The sequence below is a fragment of the Serratia sp. CY29653 genome (genome assembly GCF_052169255.1).
In the GTDB taxonomy this organism is placed as follows: Bacteria; Pseudomonadota; Gammaproteobacteria; order Enterobacterales; family Enterobacteriaceae; genus Serratia; species Serratia sarumanii.
The window spans coordinates 437,091-454,319 of sequence record NZ_JBJNLC010000002.1 but is presented as its reverse complement, the minus strand read 5'-3'; the positions used below and the strand labels follow the sequence as shown (position 1 = coordinate 454,319).

Here is a 17,229-nt window from a genome sequence, read left to right as displayed (position 1 = left end):
CGGGTGAGTTTTTTTCCTCACCAGTAGCCCAGCAGCTTCCACCATGCTCCGCCGATCACTATCCAGATCAGCAAGTTAACCACGCTCATCACCCATCCCGCTTTCCACCATTCCCCCAGCGTCACGTAGCCGGAGCCGAAGACGATCGGCGCGGTGCCGGTGCCGTAATGCGTCAGCGACATCATCAGCGAGGAAGAGAACGCCAGGATCAGGCCCAGCAGCGCCGGTGGCGCGCCGAGCGCGATGCCGGCGGCGAAGAAAGCGGCGAACATCGCCGTCACGTGCGCGGTGGTGCTGGCGAAGAAATAGTGCGAATACAAATAGATGAGGGTCAGCAAGATCGTGCCGCCCACCCAGCTCATGCCCATATGGTCGATGCCGTTGCCCACGGTTTGCGACAGCCAGCCGATCAGCCCCAGCTTGCCGAGGAAGCTGGCCATCATCACCAGCGCCGAGAACCACACCACGGTGTCCCAGGCACCTTTATGCTTGAGCACATCCTCCCAGCTCAGCACCCCGGTGGCCAGCAGCACCGCCAGGCCGATCAGCGCCGCGGTGGTGGGATTGACCGCCAGCGCCGGGCCGAAGATCATCGCCGGAATGCCGGCCCACAGCACCAGCAACAGCGCGAACACCCCGAGGGTGATTTTCTCCGGCAGCGTTACCGGCCCCAGCGCCTGCAGTTTTTCGCGCGCGAAGCGCGGCGCGTCCGGGGTACTTTTCACCTCCGGCGGATACAGCAGATAGATGACCAGCGGCATCACGATCAGCGAGCACAGCCCCGGCACCAGAGCGGCGACTGCCCACATCGACCAGGACAGCTCGAAGCTGCCGTGTGTGCCTTTGGCGATCAGGCTGACAATCAGCGGGTTAGGCGCGGTAGCGGTGATAAACATCGCCGAAGTGACCGGGTTGATGTTGTAGTTCACCAGCGACAGGTAGCGGCCGATTTTGCCGGAGGTATTGAGCTCGGGTTTGGAGCCGAAGCTGTCGGCGATCGACTTCATGATCGGGTGAATGATACCCCCGCCGCGCGCGGTGTTGCTCGGCGTCACCGGCGCCAGCGTGGTTTCCGCCAGCGTCAGCGCATAGGCGATGCCCAGCGTTTTTTTGCCGAACAGCGAAATAAAGTAATAGCCGATGCGCGCGCCCAGCCCGGTTTTATTCAGGCTGAGGGAGATCATGATCGAAAAGCCGATCAGCCAGATCAGCTGGTTGGAAAAGCCGCTGAGCGCGTCGTCCAGCGCGGCGCCCGGCTTGCCGGGATTGGTGACGCCGGTCACCGCCACCAGGGCGATGGCGATCACCGAGACTGCGCCGATCGGCATCGCCTTGCCGATGATGGCGATGATGGTGCCGATAAACAGCGCCAGCAGCTGCCAAGCATTAGGCGCGACGCCCTCCGGCACGGGAATGAGGAACCAGATAATCAGCGTGGCGGCAAGGGCGCACAGGGAAGGAAGCGGTTTGAGCGGTGTGAGTTTATCCATAACGTTCCCACTGTTCTAAACGACAAGGCGGCATCTCAATAGCGAGATGGGCGTGGGCGCAACGATCGCGCGCCATATGTCTTCAGCTTGGGCGTCCGGTTCAGCCTTCTCAATGACTTGCATCAAGAATGCCGTCGTTTGACCTCACACTTCACGCACTTTGGCGCTCATCCCGAGCGCCGCCAGCGCCAACAGCGCCGCCATCCAATACACCGAGCCATGACCGAAATTCTCCACCAGCGCGCCCTGCAGCACCCCGGCCAGGATCACCCCGGTAGAGATGCTGTTGGTGAACAGCGTGGTGGCGGCGCCCGGCCGGCCCGGCATCAAATCCTGAAAATAGAGCATGCCGATACCGGCGACGATGCCGATAAACACCGCGTTGAGCAACTGCAGCGCGATCAGGGCCGGCTTGCTCTCCAACACCGTCAGCCCGAGATAAAACAGCAGGCCCGCCGCCACCGCCAGCAGCATCATGTTGTGTTTGCCGAAGCGTTGGACGTAATAACCGGCCAACAGCATCGCCGGGATCTCCAACCCGGCGGCGGTGCCCATCAGCACCCCGGCCAGCCCTTCCGGCAGGCCGAGATCGGCGGTGATATACAGCGGCATATCGATGATGTACAAGGTATTGCAGGTCCACATCAGCATCGAGGCGATGAACAGCAGCCGCACATCGCGATTGCGCCAGGCGCTGGCGGGCGCAATCGGCGCGGAAGCGCCTTCCCGCAACCCTTCGCCATCCGCCGCGCGCGGTACCGAAGGCAGCATGAATCCTACCAGCAGCACGCAGACCGCGAAGGTGGCGGCGGCGATCAGGAACATCACGGTGAACCCGTAGCTGAGCGCCAGCGCAAACGACAGCGGCGGGCCGATCACCCACGCCAGCGAAAGCTGGGCGCGCATCACCGAGCTGAACATCACCACTTCACGCGCCTCGCTGTCGGCGTATTCCCGCGCCAGCGCGAAAATCTGCGGCATGGCGGTGTTGGCAACGGCGGACATCAGCACCCCGGCGGTGATCAGCGTCAGGTAGTCGCGGTTAAAGGCAAACAGCAGACAGTTGCCGACCGCCATCAGGCAGCACAGCAGGATCAGCCTGCGCCGATCGCCGCGGGTATCGGAGCGTTTGGCCAGCAGAAAACTGACGACGATGCCGGCCACCGCGTTGGCGGTGTAAAACAGCCCGACCCACAGCGGCCGCACCTTGACCTCGGTGGTCAGAAACAGGCTGAGCGTCGGCGTCAGCAACGCGCCGGCGATGCCAGAAAGAAAAGCAATCAGCAGGAATGCGGCAAAGATGGGATTGATGCGCTGTGACAACCGGCTCAGGCGTTGCATATCGTCTTCCCTGACCTCAAAGCAGAAAAAAGAACCTTAGGCCACGGCGAGAAAAATGCAAGCGCATTGCCATGACCACGCATAAAAAAACCAGTGGGTCGCCCCACTGGCTGGTGAAACAGCACCATTACTCAGAAATTGGTTGCCGGAGCCCCTACAGGTGCTCGCGATACTGCTTATCGGTCATCTCTTTGATGTCCCATTGCGTCAGGTGCGCCAGCATCGCCAACCGCGCCTGCTCGGGCACCACGCTCAGCCAGTCTGCGCGCTGGCGGCGCACCGCGCTGAAATAGCGCTGGTAGAACTGTCTGGATAAGAAAGCTTTCATCATTACGCCCTCCCCCTTTCATTGATGAAAATTATCGGCGTAATATAGGGAAAGAAAAATTGACGAGTTGAGGCAGGAGCGTTCCTCTTTTATGTCCACGTCCCGATTGCAGCAGCAGTTCATCCGCCTGTGGCAGCGCTGCCACGGTGAAACCACCGACACCACGCTGCAGGATCTGGCGGAGGTGCTGAGCTGCTCGCGGCGCCACGTGCGCTCCCTGCTGAGCGCCATGCAGCGAGAGGGCTGGCTCACCTGGCAGGCGGAGTCGGGGCGCGGCAAACGTTCGCGGCTAACCTTCCACTACACCGGCCTGGCGCTGCAGCAACAGCGGGCCGAGGAGCTGTTGGAACAGGACCGCATCGATCAGCTGGTGCAGCTGGTAGGCGACAAAAACGTGGTGCGCCAGATGCTGCTGTCGCAGCTGGGGCGCAGCTTCCGCCAGGGGAAACATATCCTGCGGGTACTCTACTACCGGCAGCTGTACAACCTGCTGCCCGGCTCGGCGCTGCGGCGTTCGGAAACCCATTTGGCGCGCCAGATCTTCAACGGCCTGACGCGCATAAATGAGGAAAACGGGGAACTCGAGTCCGATCTGTCCCACCATTGGCAGGCGCTGACGCCGCTGCACTGGCGGTTTTACCTGCGCCCGGCGATCCATTTTCATCACGGCCGCGAGCTGGAGATGGCGGACGTCATCACTTCCCTCTCACGTCTGACCTCGCAACCGCTGTTCTCGCATATCGAGAGCGTCACCTCGCCGACGCCGTTCGTGATCGACGTGCAGCTGCGCAGCCCCGACCACTGGCTGCCCTGGCTGCTGGGCAGCGTGCAGGCCATGATCCTGCCGCGCGAATGGCGCGAACTGCCTGATTTCGCCCGCCATCCGGTCGGCACCGGCCCCTACCGCATGGTGCGCAACCATCCCAGCCAGATGAAGATCCACGCCTTCGACGACTATTTCGGCTACCGGGCGCTGATCGACGAGGTGAACATCTGGGTGCTGCCGGAGTTTTCCGAAGAGCTGGTGCACTCCGGCGTACAGCTGCAGGGCGATGAAACCGGCAACAGCGAGCTGGAAAGCCGGCTGGAAGAGGGCTGCTATTTCCTGCTGTTCGATCAGCGCTCCCCGCTGGCCGCCGATCCCGCCATTCGCAGTTGGCTGTGCGAATTGATCAACCCCATTTCGCTGCTGAGCCACGCCGGGCCGCTCTACCAGCGCTATTGGTCGCCGGCGTACGGCCTGCTGCCGCGCTGGCACCATAACCGCACGCTGGCGCAGCAGCCCAAGCCCGCGGGCCTGACTGAACTGACGATGACCCACTTCAATGAGCATTCGGAGTTTCACGCCATTCGCCAGGCGATCGAACCGCTGCTGGCGCAGCACGGCATCCGCCTGATTGTGCAAAGCGTGGATTACGCCACCTGGCACCAGGGCGACGCGCGCAGCGATCTGTGGCTCGGCAGCGCCAACTTCTATCTGCCGCTGGAGTTTTCGCTGTTCGCCACGCTGTACGAACTGCCGCTGATGCAGCACTGCATGAACGAAGATCTGGCGCAGGACGCGGCGCTGTGGCGCGCCAACCGCTTGCCGCTGGCCGATTTCTGCCAGCGTCTGGTCAGCAACCACCAGCTGCATCCGCTGTTCCACCACTGGCTACAGCTGCACGGCCAGCGCAGCATGCGCGGCGTGCGGATGAACACCCTCGGCTGGTTCGACTTCAAGTCCGCCTGGTTTGCCCCGCCGGAGGCATAAGCGCCTTTCGCCCGGGTCGGTTAATCTTTACAATAGCGCCGTCTCAACGGGGTGCGGTAAGTCGGGCCGCGTGATAAGCCCGATTTTCCGCTGAGAGCACACCCGTCGAACCTGATCCGGTCAATACCGGCGGAGGGATTTGAGCCCAGCGAACCGGCGACGCCGCCTCGCCCCCTCAGATGCCCTTGCCCCCTTATTTTTCAGGAGTGCAACGTGGTCAAAACATATCTGCCCTGCTTATTGCTGCTGTGCGCCGCGCCGGTGTTCGCCAAGCCGATGCTGACGGTTTACACCTACGATTCCTTCGCCGCCGACTGGGGCCCCGGCCCGGCGGTGAAAAAAGCCTTCGAAGCCGAGTGCGACTGTGAATTGAAGTTCGTCGCGCTGGAAGACGGCGTCTCGCTGCTGAACCGCCTGCGCATGGAAGGCAAGAACAGCGCCGCCGACGTGGTGCTGGGGCTGGACAACAACCTGTTGCAGGCGGCGCAGCAAACCGGCCTGTTCGCGCCGAGCGGCGTCGACACCGCCAAACTGACGGTGCCGGGCGGCTGGCAGGACGCGACCTTCGTGCCTTACGACTACGGTTACTTCGCCTTCGTCTATAACAAAGAAAAACTGAAGAACCCGCCGAAAAGCCTGCAGGAGCTGGTCAGCAGCGATCGCAACTGGAAAGTGATCTACGAAGATCCGCGCACCAGCACGCCGGGCCTCGGCCTGCTGCTGTGGATGCAAAAAGTGTATGGCGACAAGGTGCCGGCCGCCTGGCAGCAGTTGGCGAAGAAGACCGTCACCGTCACCAAAGGCTGGAGCGAAGCCTACGGCCTGTTCCTGAAAGGCGAAGGCGATCTGGTGCTCAGCTACACCACCTCTCCCGCCTATCACCTGATCGAAGAGAAAAAAGATCTCTACGCCGCCGCCACGTTCAGCGAAGGGCACTACCTGCAGGTGGAAGTGGCGGGCAAGCTGAAGGCCGCCAAACAGCCTGAGCTGGCGGAGCGCTTCATGCAGTTCATGGTGACACCGGCGTTCCAGAACACCATCCCGACCGGCAACTGGATGTACCCGGTGATCAACACCCCACTGCCCGTCGGCTTTGAGCAGATGAACGTGCCGCAGACCGCGCTGCAATACAGCGCCGAAGAGGTGGCCAAACAACGCGGCGGCTGGATCCGGGCATGGCAAACCGCCGTCAGCCGCTGATCCCCCGCTGGCTCTGGCCGGGGCTGCTGGCCGCCGGCGTGATCCTGCTGGTCGCCGCGCTGGCGATGGGCTCGCTGTGGCGTCACGCGCCGGGCAGCGACTGGCGCGGCCTGTGGCAGGACAGCTACCTGTGGCACGTGGTGCAATTCACCTTCTGGCAGGCGCTGCTGTCGGCGCTGATTTCGGTGCTGCCCGCCGTTCTGCTGGCGCGCGCGCTCTATCGCCGCCGTTTCCCCGGCCGGCAACTGCTGCTGCGGCTGTGCGCCATGACGCTGGTGCTGCCGGTGCTGGTGGCGGTGTTCGGCCTGCTCAGCGTCTATGGGCGCCAGGGCTGGCTGGCAGCGCTGTGCGGCTGGCTGGGCGTCGAGTATGGCTTTTCGCCCTACGGCCTGCAGGGCATTCTGCTGGCGCACCTGTTCTTTAACCTGCCGCTGGCCACCCGCCTGTTGCTGCAGGCGCTGGAGAACATTCCGGTGGAGCAGCGCCAGCTGGCCGCCCAGCTGGGCATGAACGGCTGGCAGCAGTTCCGCTTCGTCGAATGGCCGGCGCTGCGCCGCCAGATCCTGCCGAGCGGCGCGTTGATCTTCATGCTGTGCTTCGCCAGCTTCGCCACCGTGCTGTCGCTGGGCGGCGGGCCGCAGGCCACCACCATCGAACTGGCGATCTACCAGGCGCTGAGTTACGACTACGATCTGGGTCGCGCCGCCATGCTGGCGCTGATCCAGTTAAGCTGTTGTCTGGGGCTGATGTTGCTCAGCCAGCGGCTGAGCCAGGCGCTGCCGGTGGGCCATACCCACGCCCAGCGCTGGCGCAACCCGGAAGACAGCCTGTGGCGGCGCGTCGGCGATTTTCTGCTGATCGCCGCCGCGCTGTTGCTGTTATTGCCGCCTCTGCTGGCGGTGATCGCCGACGGCGCCAATCAGGCTATCGTCAGCGTGCTGCGCCAGCCGGTGCTGTGGCAGGCGCTGTTCACGTCGCTGCGCATCGCCCTCGGCGCCGGGCTGCTGTGCGTGACGCTCACGATGATGCTGCTGTGGAGCAGCCGCGAGCTGAAGCTGCGGCAGCATCTGCGCGGCGGCCAGGCGCTGGAGCTGAGCGGCATGGTGATCCTGGCGATGCCGGGTATCGTGCTGGCCACCGGCTTCTTCCTGCTGCTGAGCGATACTATCGGGCTGCCGCAGTCACCCTATGCGCTGGTGATCCTCACCAATGCGCTGATGGCGGTGCCCTATGCGCTGAAGGTGTTGGAGAACCCGATGCGCGACCTCGCCGAACGTTACAACCCACTGTGCCTGTCGCTGGATATCCACGGCTGGCAACGGCTGCGGCTGATCGAACTGCGCGCGCTGCGCCGCCCGCTGGCGCAGGCGCTGGCCTTCGCCTGCGTGCTGTCGATCGGCGATTTCGGCGTAGTCGCCTTGTTTGGCAACGAGCATTTCCGTACCCTGCCTTTTTACCTGTATCAGCAGATTGGCGCCTACCGCAGCAACGACGGGGCGGTGACCGCGCTGCTGTTGCTGCTGTTGTGCTTCCTGTTGTTTACCCTGATCGAACGCTTACCGGGGCGCCATGCTGACGCTTGAAAAACTGACCTACCTGTATGAACACCTGCCGATGCGCTTTGATCTGCGCATCCAGCCGGGCGAGCGCGTCGCGGTGCTCGGCCCCAGCGGCGCCGGTAAAAGCACCCTGCTGAGCCTGATCGCCGGTTTTCTGCCGGCGGCCAGCGGCCGGCTGCTGCTGAACGGCGAAGACCACACCGCCACGCCGCCGGCCAAACGGCCGGTGTCGATGCTGTTTCAGGAAAACAACCTGTTCGCGCACCTGACGGTAGCGCAGAACATCGGGCTGGGGTTGGATCCCGGTCTGCGCTTGACTGAACAGCAGCGCCAACAGCGGGCGCATATCGCCCGTCAGGTCGGCCTGGAGGAGCACCTGGAGCGCTTGCCGTCGCAGCTTTCCGGCGGCCAGCGTCAGCGCGCCGCGCTGGCGCGCTGTTTGATTCGCCAACGGCCGATCCTGCTGCTCGACGAGCCCTTCTCGGCGCTCGATCCGGCGCTGCGCAACGAGATGCTGCAGCTGCTGCAGACGGTGTGCGAACAGCGCAACCTGACGCTGCTGATGGTGTCGCACAACCTCGACGACGCCGCGCGCATCGCCCCGCGCACGCTGCTGGTGGTCGATGGCCGTATTTACTACGACGGCCCGACGCAGGCGCTGCTGGACGGCAGCGCGCCCGAAGCGCGCGTGCTGGGCATTTCGGGTAAAGCGTGATCTGACGCGCGTTTTTTATGCTGCGGCAATAAACCTGTTGTGCGAATTTTGCGCCTGTGTTTTTATAAAAACCTGACTTTTTTACTGATGATAAGGTTCCCTGTGATCGCATCCTCGCTGACTTCGACCCTACTAGTTACCGCGCTACCAGCCGCGGTGGTCGTCGTGCGTGTGGTGGTGGTCGTCGGCAATGCGCCGTAGGGTCCGAATCAACGCATCGATTCCCAAACCCCGCCGGCGCAAACCGGGCGGGGTTTCTTGTTTTAGCACCCTGCCCAGCAAAGCTCACCGGCCTTGAGAAAGGACAGGAACATGGCAACTTCGGGCACGCCTCAGCCGGGCACCAGCTTTACCGGCGCACAATTGATCGTTCATCTGCTGGAGCGGCAGGGCATCACTACCGTCGCCGGCATCCCCGGCGGCGCCGCGCTGCCGCTGTATGACGCGCTGAGCCAAAGCACCCGCATTCACCACGTGCTGGCGCGCCACGAACAGGGCGCGGGCTTTATGGCGCAGGGCATGGCGCGCGCCAACGGCAAAGCGGCGGTGTGCATCGCCTCCAGCGGGCCGGGCGCCACCAACCTGGTCACCGCCATCGCCGACGCCAAGCTCGACTCCATTCCGCTGGTGTGCATCACCGGTCAGGTGCCCTCCTCAATGATCGGCACCGACGCCTTCCAGGAGGTGGACACCTACGGCATTTCCATTCCGATCACCAAGCACAACCATCTGGTACGCGATATCCGCGAACTGCCGCAGGTGATCGGCGACGCGTTCCGCATCGCCGAATCCGGCCGCCCCGGCCCGGTCTGGATCGATGTGCCGAAAGACGTGCAGACCGCCACCATCACCCTGGAAGAGCTGCCGCCGATCGCTGTGCCGGACGCCGCACCGAGCTTCGATCCGGCGCTGGTTGCGCAGGCCGCCGCGATGATCAACCAGGCGAAACGCCCGATCCTCTACCTGGGCGGCGGCATCATCTGCGCCGAGGCTCACCGGCAGGCGCTGGAACTGGCCGAACGCGCCGGTCTGCCTACCACCATGACGCTGATGGCGCTGGGGGCGATGCCGGTGGAACACCCGCTTTCGCTGGGCATGTTGGGCATGCACGCGGCGCGCAGCACCAACTTCATTCTGCAGGAGGCCGATCTGCTGATCGTGCTGGGCGCGCGCTTCGACGATCGGGCAATCGGCAAAACCGAGCAGTTCTGCCCTAACGCCGCCATCATTCACGTGGATATCGATCGCGCCGAGCTGGGCAAGGTCAAACAGGCCAACGTGGCGATCCATGCCGACGTCGGCCAGGTGCTGCAACAGCTGCTGCCGCAGATCGACACGCAGCCGCGCAGCGAATGGCTGAGCACCGTCAACGACCTGAAGCGCGAGTTCCCGTTCAACATGCCGAACGCCGACGATCCGCTGAGCCATTACGGCCTGGTGCTGGCCGCCGCGCGCTGCGTGGACGACAGCGCCATTATCACCACCGACGTGGGCCAGCATCAGATGTGGGTGGCGCAGGCCTATCCGCTGAGCCGGCCGCGCCAGTGGCTGACGTCGGGCGGCCTGGGCACCATGGGCTTCGGTCTGCCGGCGGCGATCGGCGCGGCGCTGGCGGAGCCCGAGCGTAAAGTGCTGTGCTTCTCCGGCGACGGCAGCCTGATGATGAACATTCAGGAAATGGCCACCGCGGTCGAGCACGATTTGGACGTGAAAATCATTTTGATGAACAACCAGGCGCTGGGGCTGGTGCACCAGCAGCAAACCCTGTTCTACCAGCAGCGTATCTTCGCCGCCGCCTATCCGAAGCGCACCGACTTCCTGAAGATCGCCGCCGGATTCGGGCTGGATACCTGCGATTTGAACGCCGCGGAAGATCCGCAGGCGGCGCTGGCCGAAGCGATCCAACGCCCGGGGCCCTGCCTGATCCACGCGCTGATCGATATCAACGAAAAAGTGTTCCCGATGGTGCCGCCGGGCGCCGCCAACATCGACATGATTGGAGAATAAGCCATGCTGCAACCACAAGATAAACCCCAGGTGATCCTGGAGCTGGCCGTGCGCAACCATCCCGGTGTCATGTCGCACGTTTGCGGGCTGTTCGCTCGCCGCGCGTTCAACGTCGAAGGCATTCTGTGTCTGCCGCTGAAGGACGGCCAGCAGAGCCGCATTTGGCTACTGGTCGCCGACGATCAGCGGCTGGAGCAAATGATCAGCCAGGTGGAAAAGCTGGAAGACGTGCTGCAGGTGAAGCGCCACAGCGAAGACGTGCGGGTATTTGAACAGCTGGAAGCGTTCTTTCAGTAATACGAAGGGGGCTTACGCCCCCGCAATCATTGCCCGGACAGCACCTGCCACAGCAGGTGCCGATACACCGGCATCAAGGGCTGCTGGCTCAGCAGATAACCGACCGCCAGCGCCGCCAGCCAGCTCAATCCGCAAACCACGCGCAGCCGCAGCGGCGTCAGCCAACGGCTCAGCCGATCGGCGCTGCGCTTATCCTCACGCCACCAGCGCCAGCTCAGCCACACAGCCAGCCAGATCGTGAGCGCCGCGGCGAGCAGCAGCCACTTGAACATCGCGCTGTTGGCGCCGGCGGGAATGTCGATCGCCACGCCCGCCAGGATACCGGGGAAGAAATAGACCGGCGGCCAGGTCAGGCAACCGATGATGTTCGGCAAGGCAAACTTGTACGGCGGCAGATCGAGCATGCCGGCCACCATCGGCACCAGCGGGCGCGTCGGGCCAACGAAGCGGCCGATCAGAATGGTCGCCATGCTGTGCTGGTGCAAGGCGTGTTCGGTTTTGTCGAGCAGCGCTTTGTTCTTCTTCAGGAACGACCAGCGGTGCAAGGGCCCCTTGAAGGCGCGGCCGACGAAATAAGAGATCCAGTCGCCGAGCAGGCAGCCGACGATCCCCGCCGCCCAGGCGTAGTAGAAGTCCACCTTGCCGCTGCCGATCAGGGCGCCGATGCTGGCCATCATCACCGTGCCGGGCAGCAGCAGCCCCACCAGCGCCAGCGACTCGAGAAAAGCGACCAGCAGGACGACCATCAGGGTGAAAGCCAGCGACTGGGTGATCAAATCTTGTAAATAGGCTTCCATTACACCTCTGCGGATTATTCGGCCAAACGGGGCCGAGGATTTTCCAGCGCCGCCGCTGGCGAGTCAATCGATGAATTGTATGCGTATTTGGCAGCGCCGAACGCCGATGGACAATGACTGTATAAAAACACATACTATAATTTATCTATATTAGCGCCAAAACCGACATCTCGCTGAATGTCGCGCACGCCGCCCGGCGGAAGACGAAGGGGTTATGACAGCACTGCAACAGGGTTTCCTGCTCACTCGCCACTGGCGCGACACGCCCGCCGGCACCGAGGTCGAATTTTGGCTGGCGACCGACGCGGGCCCGCGTCAGCTGCGCTTGCCGCCGCAAACCTCGGTGGCGTTTATCCCCGCCGAACAAAAGCAGCGCGCGGAACTGCTGCTGCGCGAAGAACGGCAGGTGGAACTAAAACCGCTGGCACTGACGGATTTTCATCACCGCCCGATGCTGGGGCTGTACTGCCGCCAGCACCGTCAGCTCATCAAGCTGGAAAAACTGCTGCGGGAAGGCGGCGTTACGGTCTACGAGGCCGACATTCGCCCGCCCGAGCGCTATCTGATGGAGCGCTTCATCACCGCGCCGGTGTGGTTCAACGGCCAGGCCAACGGCGGCGGGCCGTTGCTCAATGGCCAGATGAAGCCGGCGCCGGACTACCGCCCGACGCTCAGGCTGGTGTCGCTGGATATCGAAACCACCGCCCACGGCGAGCTTTACTCCATCGCGCTGGAAGGCTGCGGCCAGCGGCAGGTCTACATGCTGGGGCCGGCCAACGGCGGCGATGCGCCGCTGGATTTCGATCTGGAATACTGCGCCAGCCGCCCCCAACTGCTGGAACGACTCAACGCGTGGCTGGAGCGCCACGATCCCGACGCCATCATCGGCTGGAACCTGGTGCAGTTCGATCTGCGGGTGCTGCAAAAGCACGCCGAACGCTACCAGATCCCGCTGCGGCTGGGGCGCGGCGGCAACCTACTGGAGTGGCGCGAGCACGGCTTCAAGCAGAACCACTTTTTCGCCGCCGCCGCCGGCCGCCTGATCATCGACGGCATCGAAGCGCTGAAGTCCGCCACCTGGAACTTTCCCTCCTTCAGCCTGGAGTACGTTTCGCAGGAACTGCTGGGTGAAGGCAAGGCGATCGACAACCCTTATCAACGCATGGCGGAGATCGACCGGCGCTTCGCCGAAGACAAGCCGGCGCTGGCCCGCTACAACCTGAAGGACTGCGAGCTGGTGACGCGCATCTTCGCCAAGGCCGATCTGCTCAACTTTCTGCTGGAACGCGCCACCGTCACCGGGCTGGCGGCCGATCGCAGCGGCGGATCGGTGGCGGCCTTCAGCCACCTTTATATGCCGCGCATGCACCGCCTGGGCTTTGTCGCCCCCAACCTCGGCGAACAGCCGGAGGAACACAGCCCCGGCGGCTTCGTGATGGACTCCCGGCCCGGCCTGTACGATTCGGTGCTGGTGCTGGACTATAAAAGCCTGTACCCGTCGATCATCCGCACCTTCCTGATCGATCCGGTCGGGCTGGTGGAAGGCATGCGCCACCCAAACGACGCCGATTCGGTGCCCGGCTTTCGCAACGCCCGCTTCTCGCGCAGCAAACACTGCCTGCCGGCAATCGTCGAGCAGATCTGGCAAGGGCGCGAGGCCGCCAAGCGCCAGCACAACAAGCCCCTGTCGCAGGCGCTGAAGATCATCATGAACGCGCTGTACGGCGTGCTGGGATCGAGCGGCTGCCGCTTCTTCGATCCGCGGCTGGCGTCGTCGATCACCCTGCGCGGCCACGAGATCATGCGCCAAACCCGCGAACTGATCGAAGCCGAAGGCTATCAGGTGATTTACGGCGACACAGACTCCACCTTCGTGTGGCTGAAACAGCCGCATGATGAGCAGCAGGCGGCGCAGATCGGTCGGGCGCTGGTGCAGCGGGTCAACGCCTGGTGGCAGCAGCATCTGCAGCAGCAGTTCGGGCTGGAGAACGCGCTGGAGCTGGAGTTCGAAACCCACTATTCGCGCTTCCTGATGCCGACCATTCGCGGCGCCGAACAGGGCAGCAAGAAGCGCTACGCCGGCCTGATCGCGCGCGGCGGCGGCGAGGAAGAGATGGTGTACAAAGGCCTGGAAACAGTACGCACCGACTGGACGCCGCTGGCGCAGCAGTTCCAGCAGCAGCTCTATCAGCGCATCTTCAAACGGCAACCCTACCAGGACTATGTGCGCGACTACGTCGGCAAAACACTGAACGGCGACTTCGACGATCAGCTGGTGTACCGCAAGCGCCTGCGCAGGAAACTCGACGACTATCAGCGCAACGTGCCGCCGCACGCCCGCGCCGCGCGCATCGCCGACGATTACAACCGCAGCCAGGGGCGGCCGCTGCAGTATCAGAACGGCGGCTGGATCAGCTACGTGATGACCGTCGCCGGGCCGGAACCGCTGGAAACGCGCCATTCGCCCATCGACTATCAGCATTACCTCGAACGCCAGCTGCAACCGGTGGCAGACGCTATACTCCCTTTCTTGCACGACGATTTCACCACGCTGGTCACCGGGCAGATGGGGCTGTTTTGAGATTGCGCCAGGTTAAGAAAAATCATCCGGTTTTGCAGGTGACGAACGCACCGCCTTCCATTACCATAGCGCCCTTCCCAAAACTGAACCACGCTTAGCCCTGCCGTCTCGCGACGTCTGCATGGCGTGAACGGCTATTGCCCGTCAAATTTAAAACAAACCGGGATAGCAGACGTTCAGTACAGGTGCCGCGGCCCTTCCCGCCCGGTAACAAGACTTACTTACAAAGAATCGAGCCGACAATATATGCCTTTTACTCTTGGTCAACGCTGGATCAGCGACACGGAAAGCGAATTAGGACTGGGCACCGTCGTGGCGCTGGACGCGCGCATGATTACCCTGCTTTTCCCCGCCACCGGTGAAAACCGCCTCTATGCCAGAAACGATTCGCCGATCACCCGCGTGATGTTCAACCCGGGCGATACCGTCAGCAGCCACGAAGGATGGCAGCTGCAGGTGGAAGAGGTGAAAGAGGAAAACGGTCTGTTGACCTATATCGGCACCCGCCAGGACACCCAGGAGAGCGGTGTGGCGATGCGCGAAGTCCTACTGGACAGCAAGCTGACCTTCAGCAAGCCGCAGGATCGCCTGTTCGCCGGCCAAATTGACCGCATGGACCGTTTCGCGCTGCGTTTTCGCGCGCGCAAGTACCAGAGCGAGCAGTATCGCCTGCCGTTCGCCGGCCTGCGCGGCATGCGCGCCAGCCTGATCCCGCACCAGCTGCACATCGCCCATGAAGTCGGCCAGCGCCATGCGCCGCGCGTGCTGCTGGCGGACGAAGTCGGCCTCGGCAAAACCATCGAAGCCGGCATGATCATCCACCAGCAGCTGCTGGCGGGCCGCGCCGAGCGCGTGCTGATCGTGGTGCCGGAAACGTTGCAGCACCAGTGGCTGGTGGAGATGATGCGCCGCTTCAACCTCTACTTCTCGCTGTTCGACGACAGCCGCTACGCCGAAGCCAAGCTCGACAGCAGCAACCCGTTCGAAACCGAACAGCTGGTGATCTGCTCGCTGGACTTCGTACGCCGTAACAAGCAGCGCCTGGAAGAGCTGGCGGACGCCCAGTGGGATCTGCTGGTGGTCGACGAAGCGCACCACCTGGCCTGGAGCGAAGAAGCGCCGAGCCGCGAATATCAGGTGATCGAGCAGTTGGCCGAGCATATCCCCGGCGTGCTGCTGCTGACCGCCACCCCGGAACAGCTGGGCCAACAGAGCCACTTCGCGCGCCTGCGCCTGCTCGATCCAAACCGTTTCCACGACTACGGCGAGTTCGTCGCCGAGCAGCAGAAATACCGCCCGGTGGCCGACGCCGTCACCCTGCTGCTGAGCGGTAAACGCCTGGCCGACGACAAATTGAACCTGTTGGGCGAGCTGATCGACGAGCAGGACATAGAACCGCTGCTCAAAGCCGCCAACAGCGAAGGCGACAACGCCGAGCAGGCGCGCCAGGAGCTGGTTTCCATGCTGATGGATCGCCACGGCACCAGCCGCGTGCTGTTCCGTAACACCCGCAACGGCGTGAAGGGCTTCCCGCACCGCAACCTGCACCAGATCAAGCTGCCGTTGCCGACCCAGTATCAGACTGCGATCAAAGTGTCCGGCATCATGGGCGCCAAGAAGTCCGTCGAAGCGCGCGCGCGCGACATGCTGTATCCGGAGCAGATCTACCAGGAATTCGAGGGCGAAAACGCCACCTGGTGGAACTTCGACCCGCGCGTCGAGTGGCTGCTGGACTACCTGCTGGCCAACCGCAACGAAAAAGTGCTGGTGATCTGCGCCAAGGCCGACACCGCGCTGCAGCTGGAGCAGGTGCTGCGCGAGCGTGAAGCGATCCGCGCCGCGGTGTTCCACGAAGGGCTGTCGATTATCGAGCGCGACCGCGCCGCCGCCTACTTCGCCTCCGAAGAGGAAGGCGCGCAGGTGCTGCTGTGTTCCGAGATCGGCTCCGAAGGCCGCAACTTCCAGTTCGCCAGCCAGCTGGTGATGTTCGATCTGCCGTTCAACCCGGACCTGCTGGAACAGCGTATCGGCCGTCTGGACCGTATCGGCCAGATGCACGATATCCAAATCATGGTGCCTTACCTGGAGCACACCGCGCAGGCGGTGCTGGGCCGCTGGTTCCACGAGGGGCTGGATGCCTTCGAACACACCTGCCCGACCGGCCGCACCATCTACGACAGCTGCTACGAGCAGTTGATCGGTTATCTGGCCGCGCCGACCGAACAGGAAGGTTTTGACGAATTCATCCACGCCTGCCGCCAGCAGCACGATCAGTTGAAAGCGCAGCTGGAACAGGGCCGCGACCGCCTGCTGGAGATGCACTCCAACGGCGGCGACAAAGCCCAGGCGCTGGCTGCCGCCATCGCCGAGCAGGATAACGACGTCAATCTGGTGGGCTTCGCGCTCAACCTGTTCGACATCGTCGGCATCAACCAGGAAGACCGCAGCGACAACCTTATCGTGCTGACGCCGTCCGACCATATGCTGGTGCCGGACTTCCCGGGCCTGCCGCAGGACGGCTGCACCGTCACCTTCGATCGCGATCGGGCGCTGTCGCGCGAAGACGCGCAGTTCGTCAGTTGGGAGCACCCGATCATCCGCAACGGCCTGGATCTGATCCTGTCCGGCGATACCGGCAGCTGCGCGGTGTCCCTGTTGAAAAACAAAGCGTTGCCGGTCGGCACCCTGTTGGTTGAGCTGGTGTACGTGGTGGAGGCTCAGGCGCCGAAGCACCTGCAGCTGACCCGCTTCCTGCCGCCGACGCCGATCCGCATGCTGATGGATCGCAAGGGCACCAATCTGGCGGCGCAGGTCGAGTTCGAAAGCTTCAACCGCCAGCTGAACGCGGTCAACCGCCACACCTCCAGCAAGCTGGTCAACGCCGTGCAGCAAGACGTGCACGCCATGCTGCAGCAGGCGGAAAGCCTGGTGGAAGCGCAGGCGCGCACGCTTATCGAACAGGCGAAGCAAGAAGCGGACGACAAGCTGAGCGCCGAGCTGGCGCGTCTGGAAGCGCTGAAGGCGGTCAACCCGAACATCCGCGACGACGAAGTCGAAGCGCTGGAGTTCAACCGCCGTCAGGTGCTGGCCAACCTTAATGAAGCCGGCTGGCGTCTCGACGCCATTCGTCTGGTGGTGGTCACCCACCAGTAACCGGCGCG

Annotated in this window: 13 protein-coding genes and 1 riboswitch; of the genes, 9 read left to right on the top strand and 4 right to left on the bottom strand. The window is 63.4% G+C overall.

Features of this window, described 5'->3' with window-relative positions; translation table 11 throughout:
* Positions 1–17: 17 nt before the first annotated feature.
* From ACJ8HN_RS15670 to sgrT, 3 genes are all read right to left on the bottom strand, one after another.
* Positions 18–1,490 (bottom strand): DASS family sodium-coupled anion symporter, encoded by a 1,473-nt coding sequence (locus ACJ8HN_RS15670; protein WP_033649188.1) that lies wholly within the window; start codon positions 1,488–1,490, stop codon positions 18–20.
* Positions 1,491–1,634: 144 nt separating this feature from the next.
* Positions 1,635–2,831 (bottom strand): MFS transporter, encoded by a 1,197-nt coding sequence (locus tag ACJ8HN_RS15665; RefSeq protein WP_442523678.1) that lies wholly within the window; start codon positions 2,829–2,831, stop codon positions 1,635–1,637.
* A gap of 154 nt (positions 2,832–2,985) precedes the next feature.
* Positions 2,986–3,162 carry a glucose uptake inhibitor SgrT gene (sgrT, locus tag ACJ8HN_RS15660; protein WP_170310358.1) on the bottom strand — a complete coding sequence of 59 codons (177 nt, stop codon included), beginning with the start codon at positions 3,160–3,162 and terminating at the stop codon, positions 2,986–2,988.
* An 88-nt stretch (positions 3,163–3,250) separates the two neighbouring features.
* Between sgrT and sgrR the strand changes: the two genes are divergently transcribed.
* The 7 genes from sgrR (at position 3,251) to ilvN (ending at position 10,690) form a co-directional block, all read left to right on the top strand.
* Positions 3,251–4,912, top strand: a complete 1,662-nt coding sequence (sgrR, locus tag ACJ8HN_RS15655; RefSeq protein ID WP_041033242.1) for an HTH-type transcriptional regulator SgrR — start codon at positions 3,251–3,253, stop codon at positions 4,910–4,912.
* A gap of 37 nt (positions 4,913–4,949) precedes the next feature.
* A riboswitch (TPP riboswitch) is annotated at positions 4,950–5,068 on the top strand.
* Between the two features lie 57 nt (positions 5,069–5,125).
* Positions 5,126–6,112, top strand: coding sequence for a thiamine ABC transporter substrate binding subunit (gene thiB / locus ACJ8HN_RS15650; protein ID WP_442523677.1), 987 nt, complete (start codon positions 5,126–5,128; stop codon positions 6,110–6,112).
* A complete protein-coding gene (thiP, locus tag ACJ8HN_RS15645) occupies positions 6,088–7,695 on the top strand; it encodes a thiamine/thiamine pyrophosphate ABC transporter permease ThiP (protein WP_442523676.1) in 1,608 nt (535 codons plus the stop codon). The genes thiB and thiP overlap by 25 nt, the downstream gene beginning before the upstream one ends.
* Complete coding sequence (gene thiQ / locus ACJ8HN_RS15640) at positions 7,682–8,386, top strand: thiamine ABC transporter ATP-binding protein ThiQ (RefSeq protein ID WP_025301552.1); 705 nt, start codon at positions 7,682–7,684, stop codon at positions 8,384–8,386. The genes thiP and thiQ overlap by 14 nt, the downstream gene beginning before the upstream one ends.
* A gap of 87 nt (positions 8,387–8,473) precedes the next feature.
* Positions 8,474–8,587, top strand: coding sequence for an ilvB operon leader peptide IvbL (gene ivbL, locus ACJ8HN_RS15635; protein WP_154747116.1), 114 nt, complete (start codon positions 8,474–8,476; stop codon positions 8,585–8,587).
* 111 nt (positions 8,588–8,698) lie between these two features.
* Positions 8,699–10,393, top strand: a complete 1,695-nt coding sequence (gene ilvB, locus ACJ8HN_RS15630; RefSeq protein ID WP_197668582.1) for an acetolactate synthase large subunit — start codon at positions 8,699–8,701, stop codon at positions 10,391–10,393.
* A gap of 3 nt (positions 10,394–10,396) precedes the next feature.
* Positions 10,397–10,690, top strand: coding sequence for an acetolactate synthase small subunit (ilvN, locus tag ACJ8HN_RS15625; RefSeq protein WP_016929110.1), 294 nt, complete (start codon positions 10,397–10,399; stop codon positions 10,688–10,690).
* 26 nt (positions 10,691–10,716) lie between these two features.
* Here the strand turns inward: ilvN and ACJ8HN_RS15620 are convergent, their stop codons facing one another.
* The gene (locus ACJ8HN_RS15620) at positions 10,717–11,487 is read right to left on the bottom strand and encodes a DedA family protein (protein ID WP_033637083.1); all 771 of its coding nucleotides are present in this window, start codon (positions 11,485–11,487) and stop codon (positions 10,717–10,719) included.
* 214 nt (positions 11,488–11,701) lie between these two features.
* Here ACJ8HN_RS15620 and ACJ8HN_RS15615 point away from each other — a divergent pair, with 214 nt between their 5' ends.
* Both ACJ8HN_RS15615 and rapA read left to right on the top strand, forming a co-directional pair.
* Entirely contained in the window at positions 11,702–14,068 is a 2,367-nt protein-coding gene (locus tag ACJ8HN_RS15615) for a DNA polymerase II (protein WP_103829924.1), read from the top strand.
* A 246-nt stretch (positions 14,069–14,314) separates the two neighbouring features.
* On the top strand, positions 14,315–17,221 hold the full coding sequence (gene rapA / locus ACJ8HN_RS15610) for an RNA polymerase-associated protein RapA (RefSeq protein ID WP_033637081.1): 2,907 nt from the start codon (positions 14,315–14,317) through the stop codon (positions 17,219–17,221).
* Positions 17,222–17,229 lie beyond the last annotated feature (8 nt).

What these genes read in the sequence shown, in the direction of transcription:
- ACJ8HN_RS15670 (WP_033649188.1), bottom strand. Translation starts at nt 1,490, where the DNA reads ATGGATAAACTCACACCGCTCAAACCGCTTCCTTCCCTGTGCGCCCTT.
- sgrR (WP_041033242.1), top strand. Translation starts at nt 3,251, where the DNA reads ATGTCCACGTCCCGATTGCAGCAGCAGTTCATCCGCCTGTGGCAGCGC.
- ACJ8HN_RS15615 (WP_103829924.1), top strand. Translation starts at nt 11,702, where the DNA reads ATGACAGCACTGCAACAGGGTTTCCTGCTCACTCGCCACTGGCGCGAC.
- ilvN (WP_016929110.1), top strand. Translation starts at nt 10,397, where the DNA reads ATGCTGCAACCACAAGATAAACCCCAGGTGATCCTGGAGCTGGCCGTG.
- thiQ (WP_025301552.1), top strand. Translation starts at nt 7,682, where the DNA reads ATGCTGACGCTTGAAAAACTGACCTACCTGTATGAACACCTGCCGATG.
- thiP (WP_442523676.1), top strand. Translation starts at nt 6,088, where the DNA reads ATGGCAAACCGCCGTCAGCCGCTGATCCCCCGCTGGCTCTGGCCGGGG.
- ACJ8HN_RS15665 (WP_442523678.1), bottom strand. Translation starts at nt 2,831, where the DNA reads ATGCAACGCCTGAGCCGGTTGTCACAGCGCATCAATCCCATCTTTGCC.
- ivbL (WP_154747116.1), top strand. Translation starts at nt 8,474, where the DNA reads ATGATAAGGTTCCCTGTGATCGCATCCTCGCTGACTTCGACCCTACTA.
- sgrT (WP_170310358.1), bottom strand. Translation starts at nt 3,162, where the DNA reads ATGATGAAAGCTTTCTTATCCAGACAGTTCTACCAGCGCTATTTCAGC.
- ACJ8HN_RS15620 (WP_033637083.1), bottom strand. Translation starts at nt 11,487, where the DNA reads ATGGAAGCCTATTTACAAGATTTGATCACCCAGTCGCTGGCTTTCACC.
- ilvB (WP_197668582.1), top strand. Translation starts at nt 8,699, where the DNA reads ATGGCAACTTCGGGCACGCCTCAGCCGGGCACCAGCTTTACCGGCGCA.
- rapA (WP_033637081.1), top strand. Translation starts at nt 14,315, where the DNA reads ATGCCTTTTACTCTTGGTCAACGCTGGATCAGCGACACGGAAAGCGAA.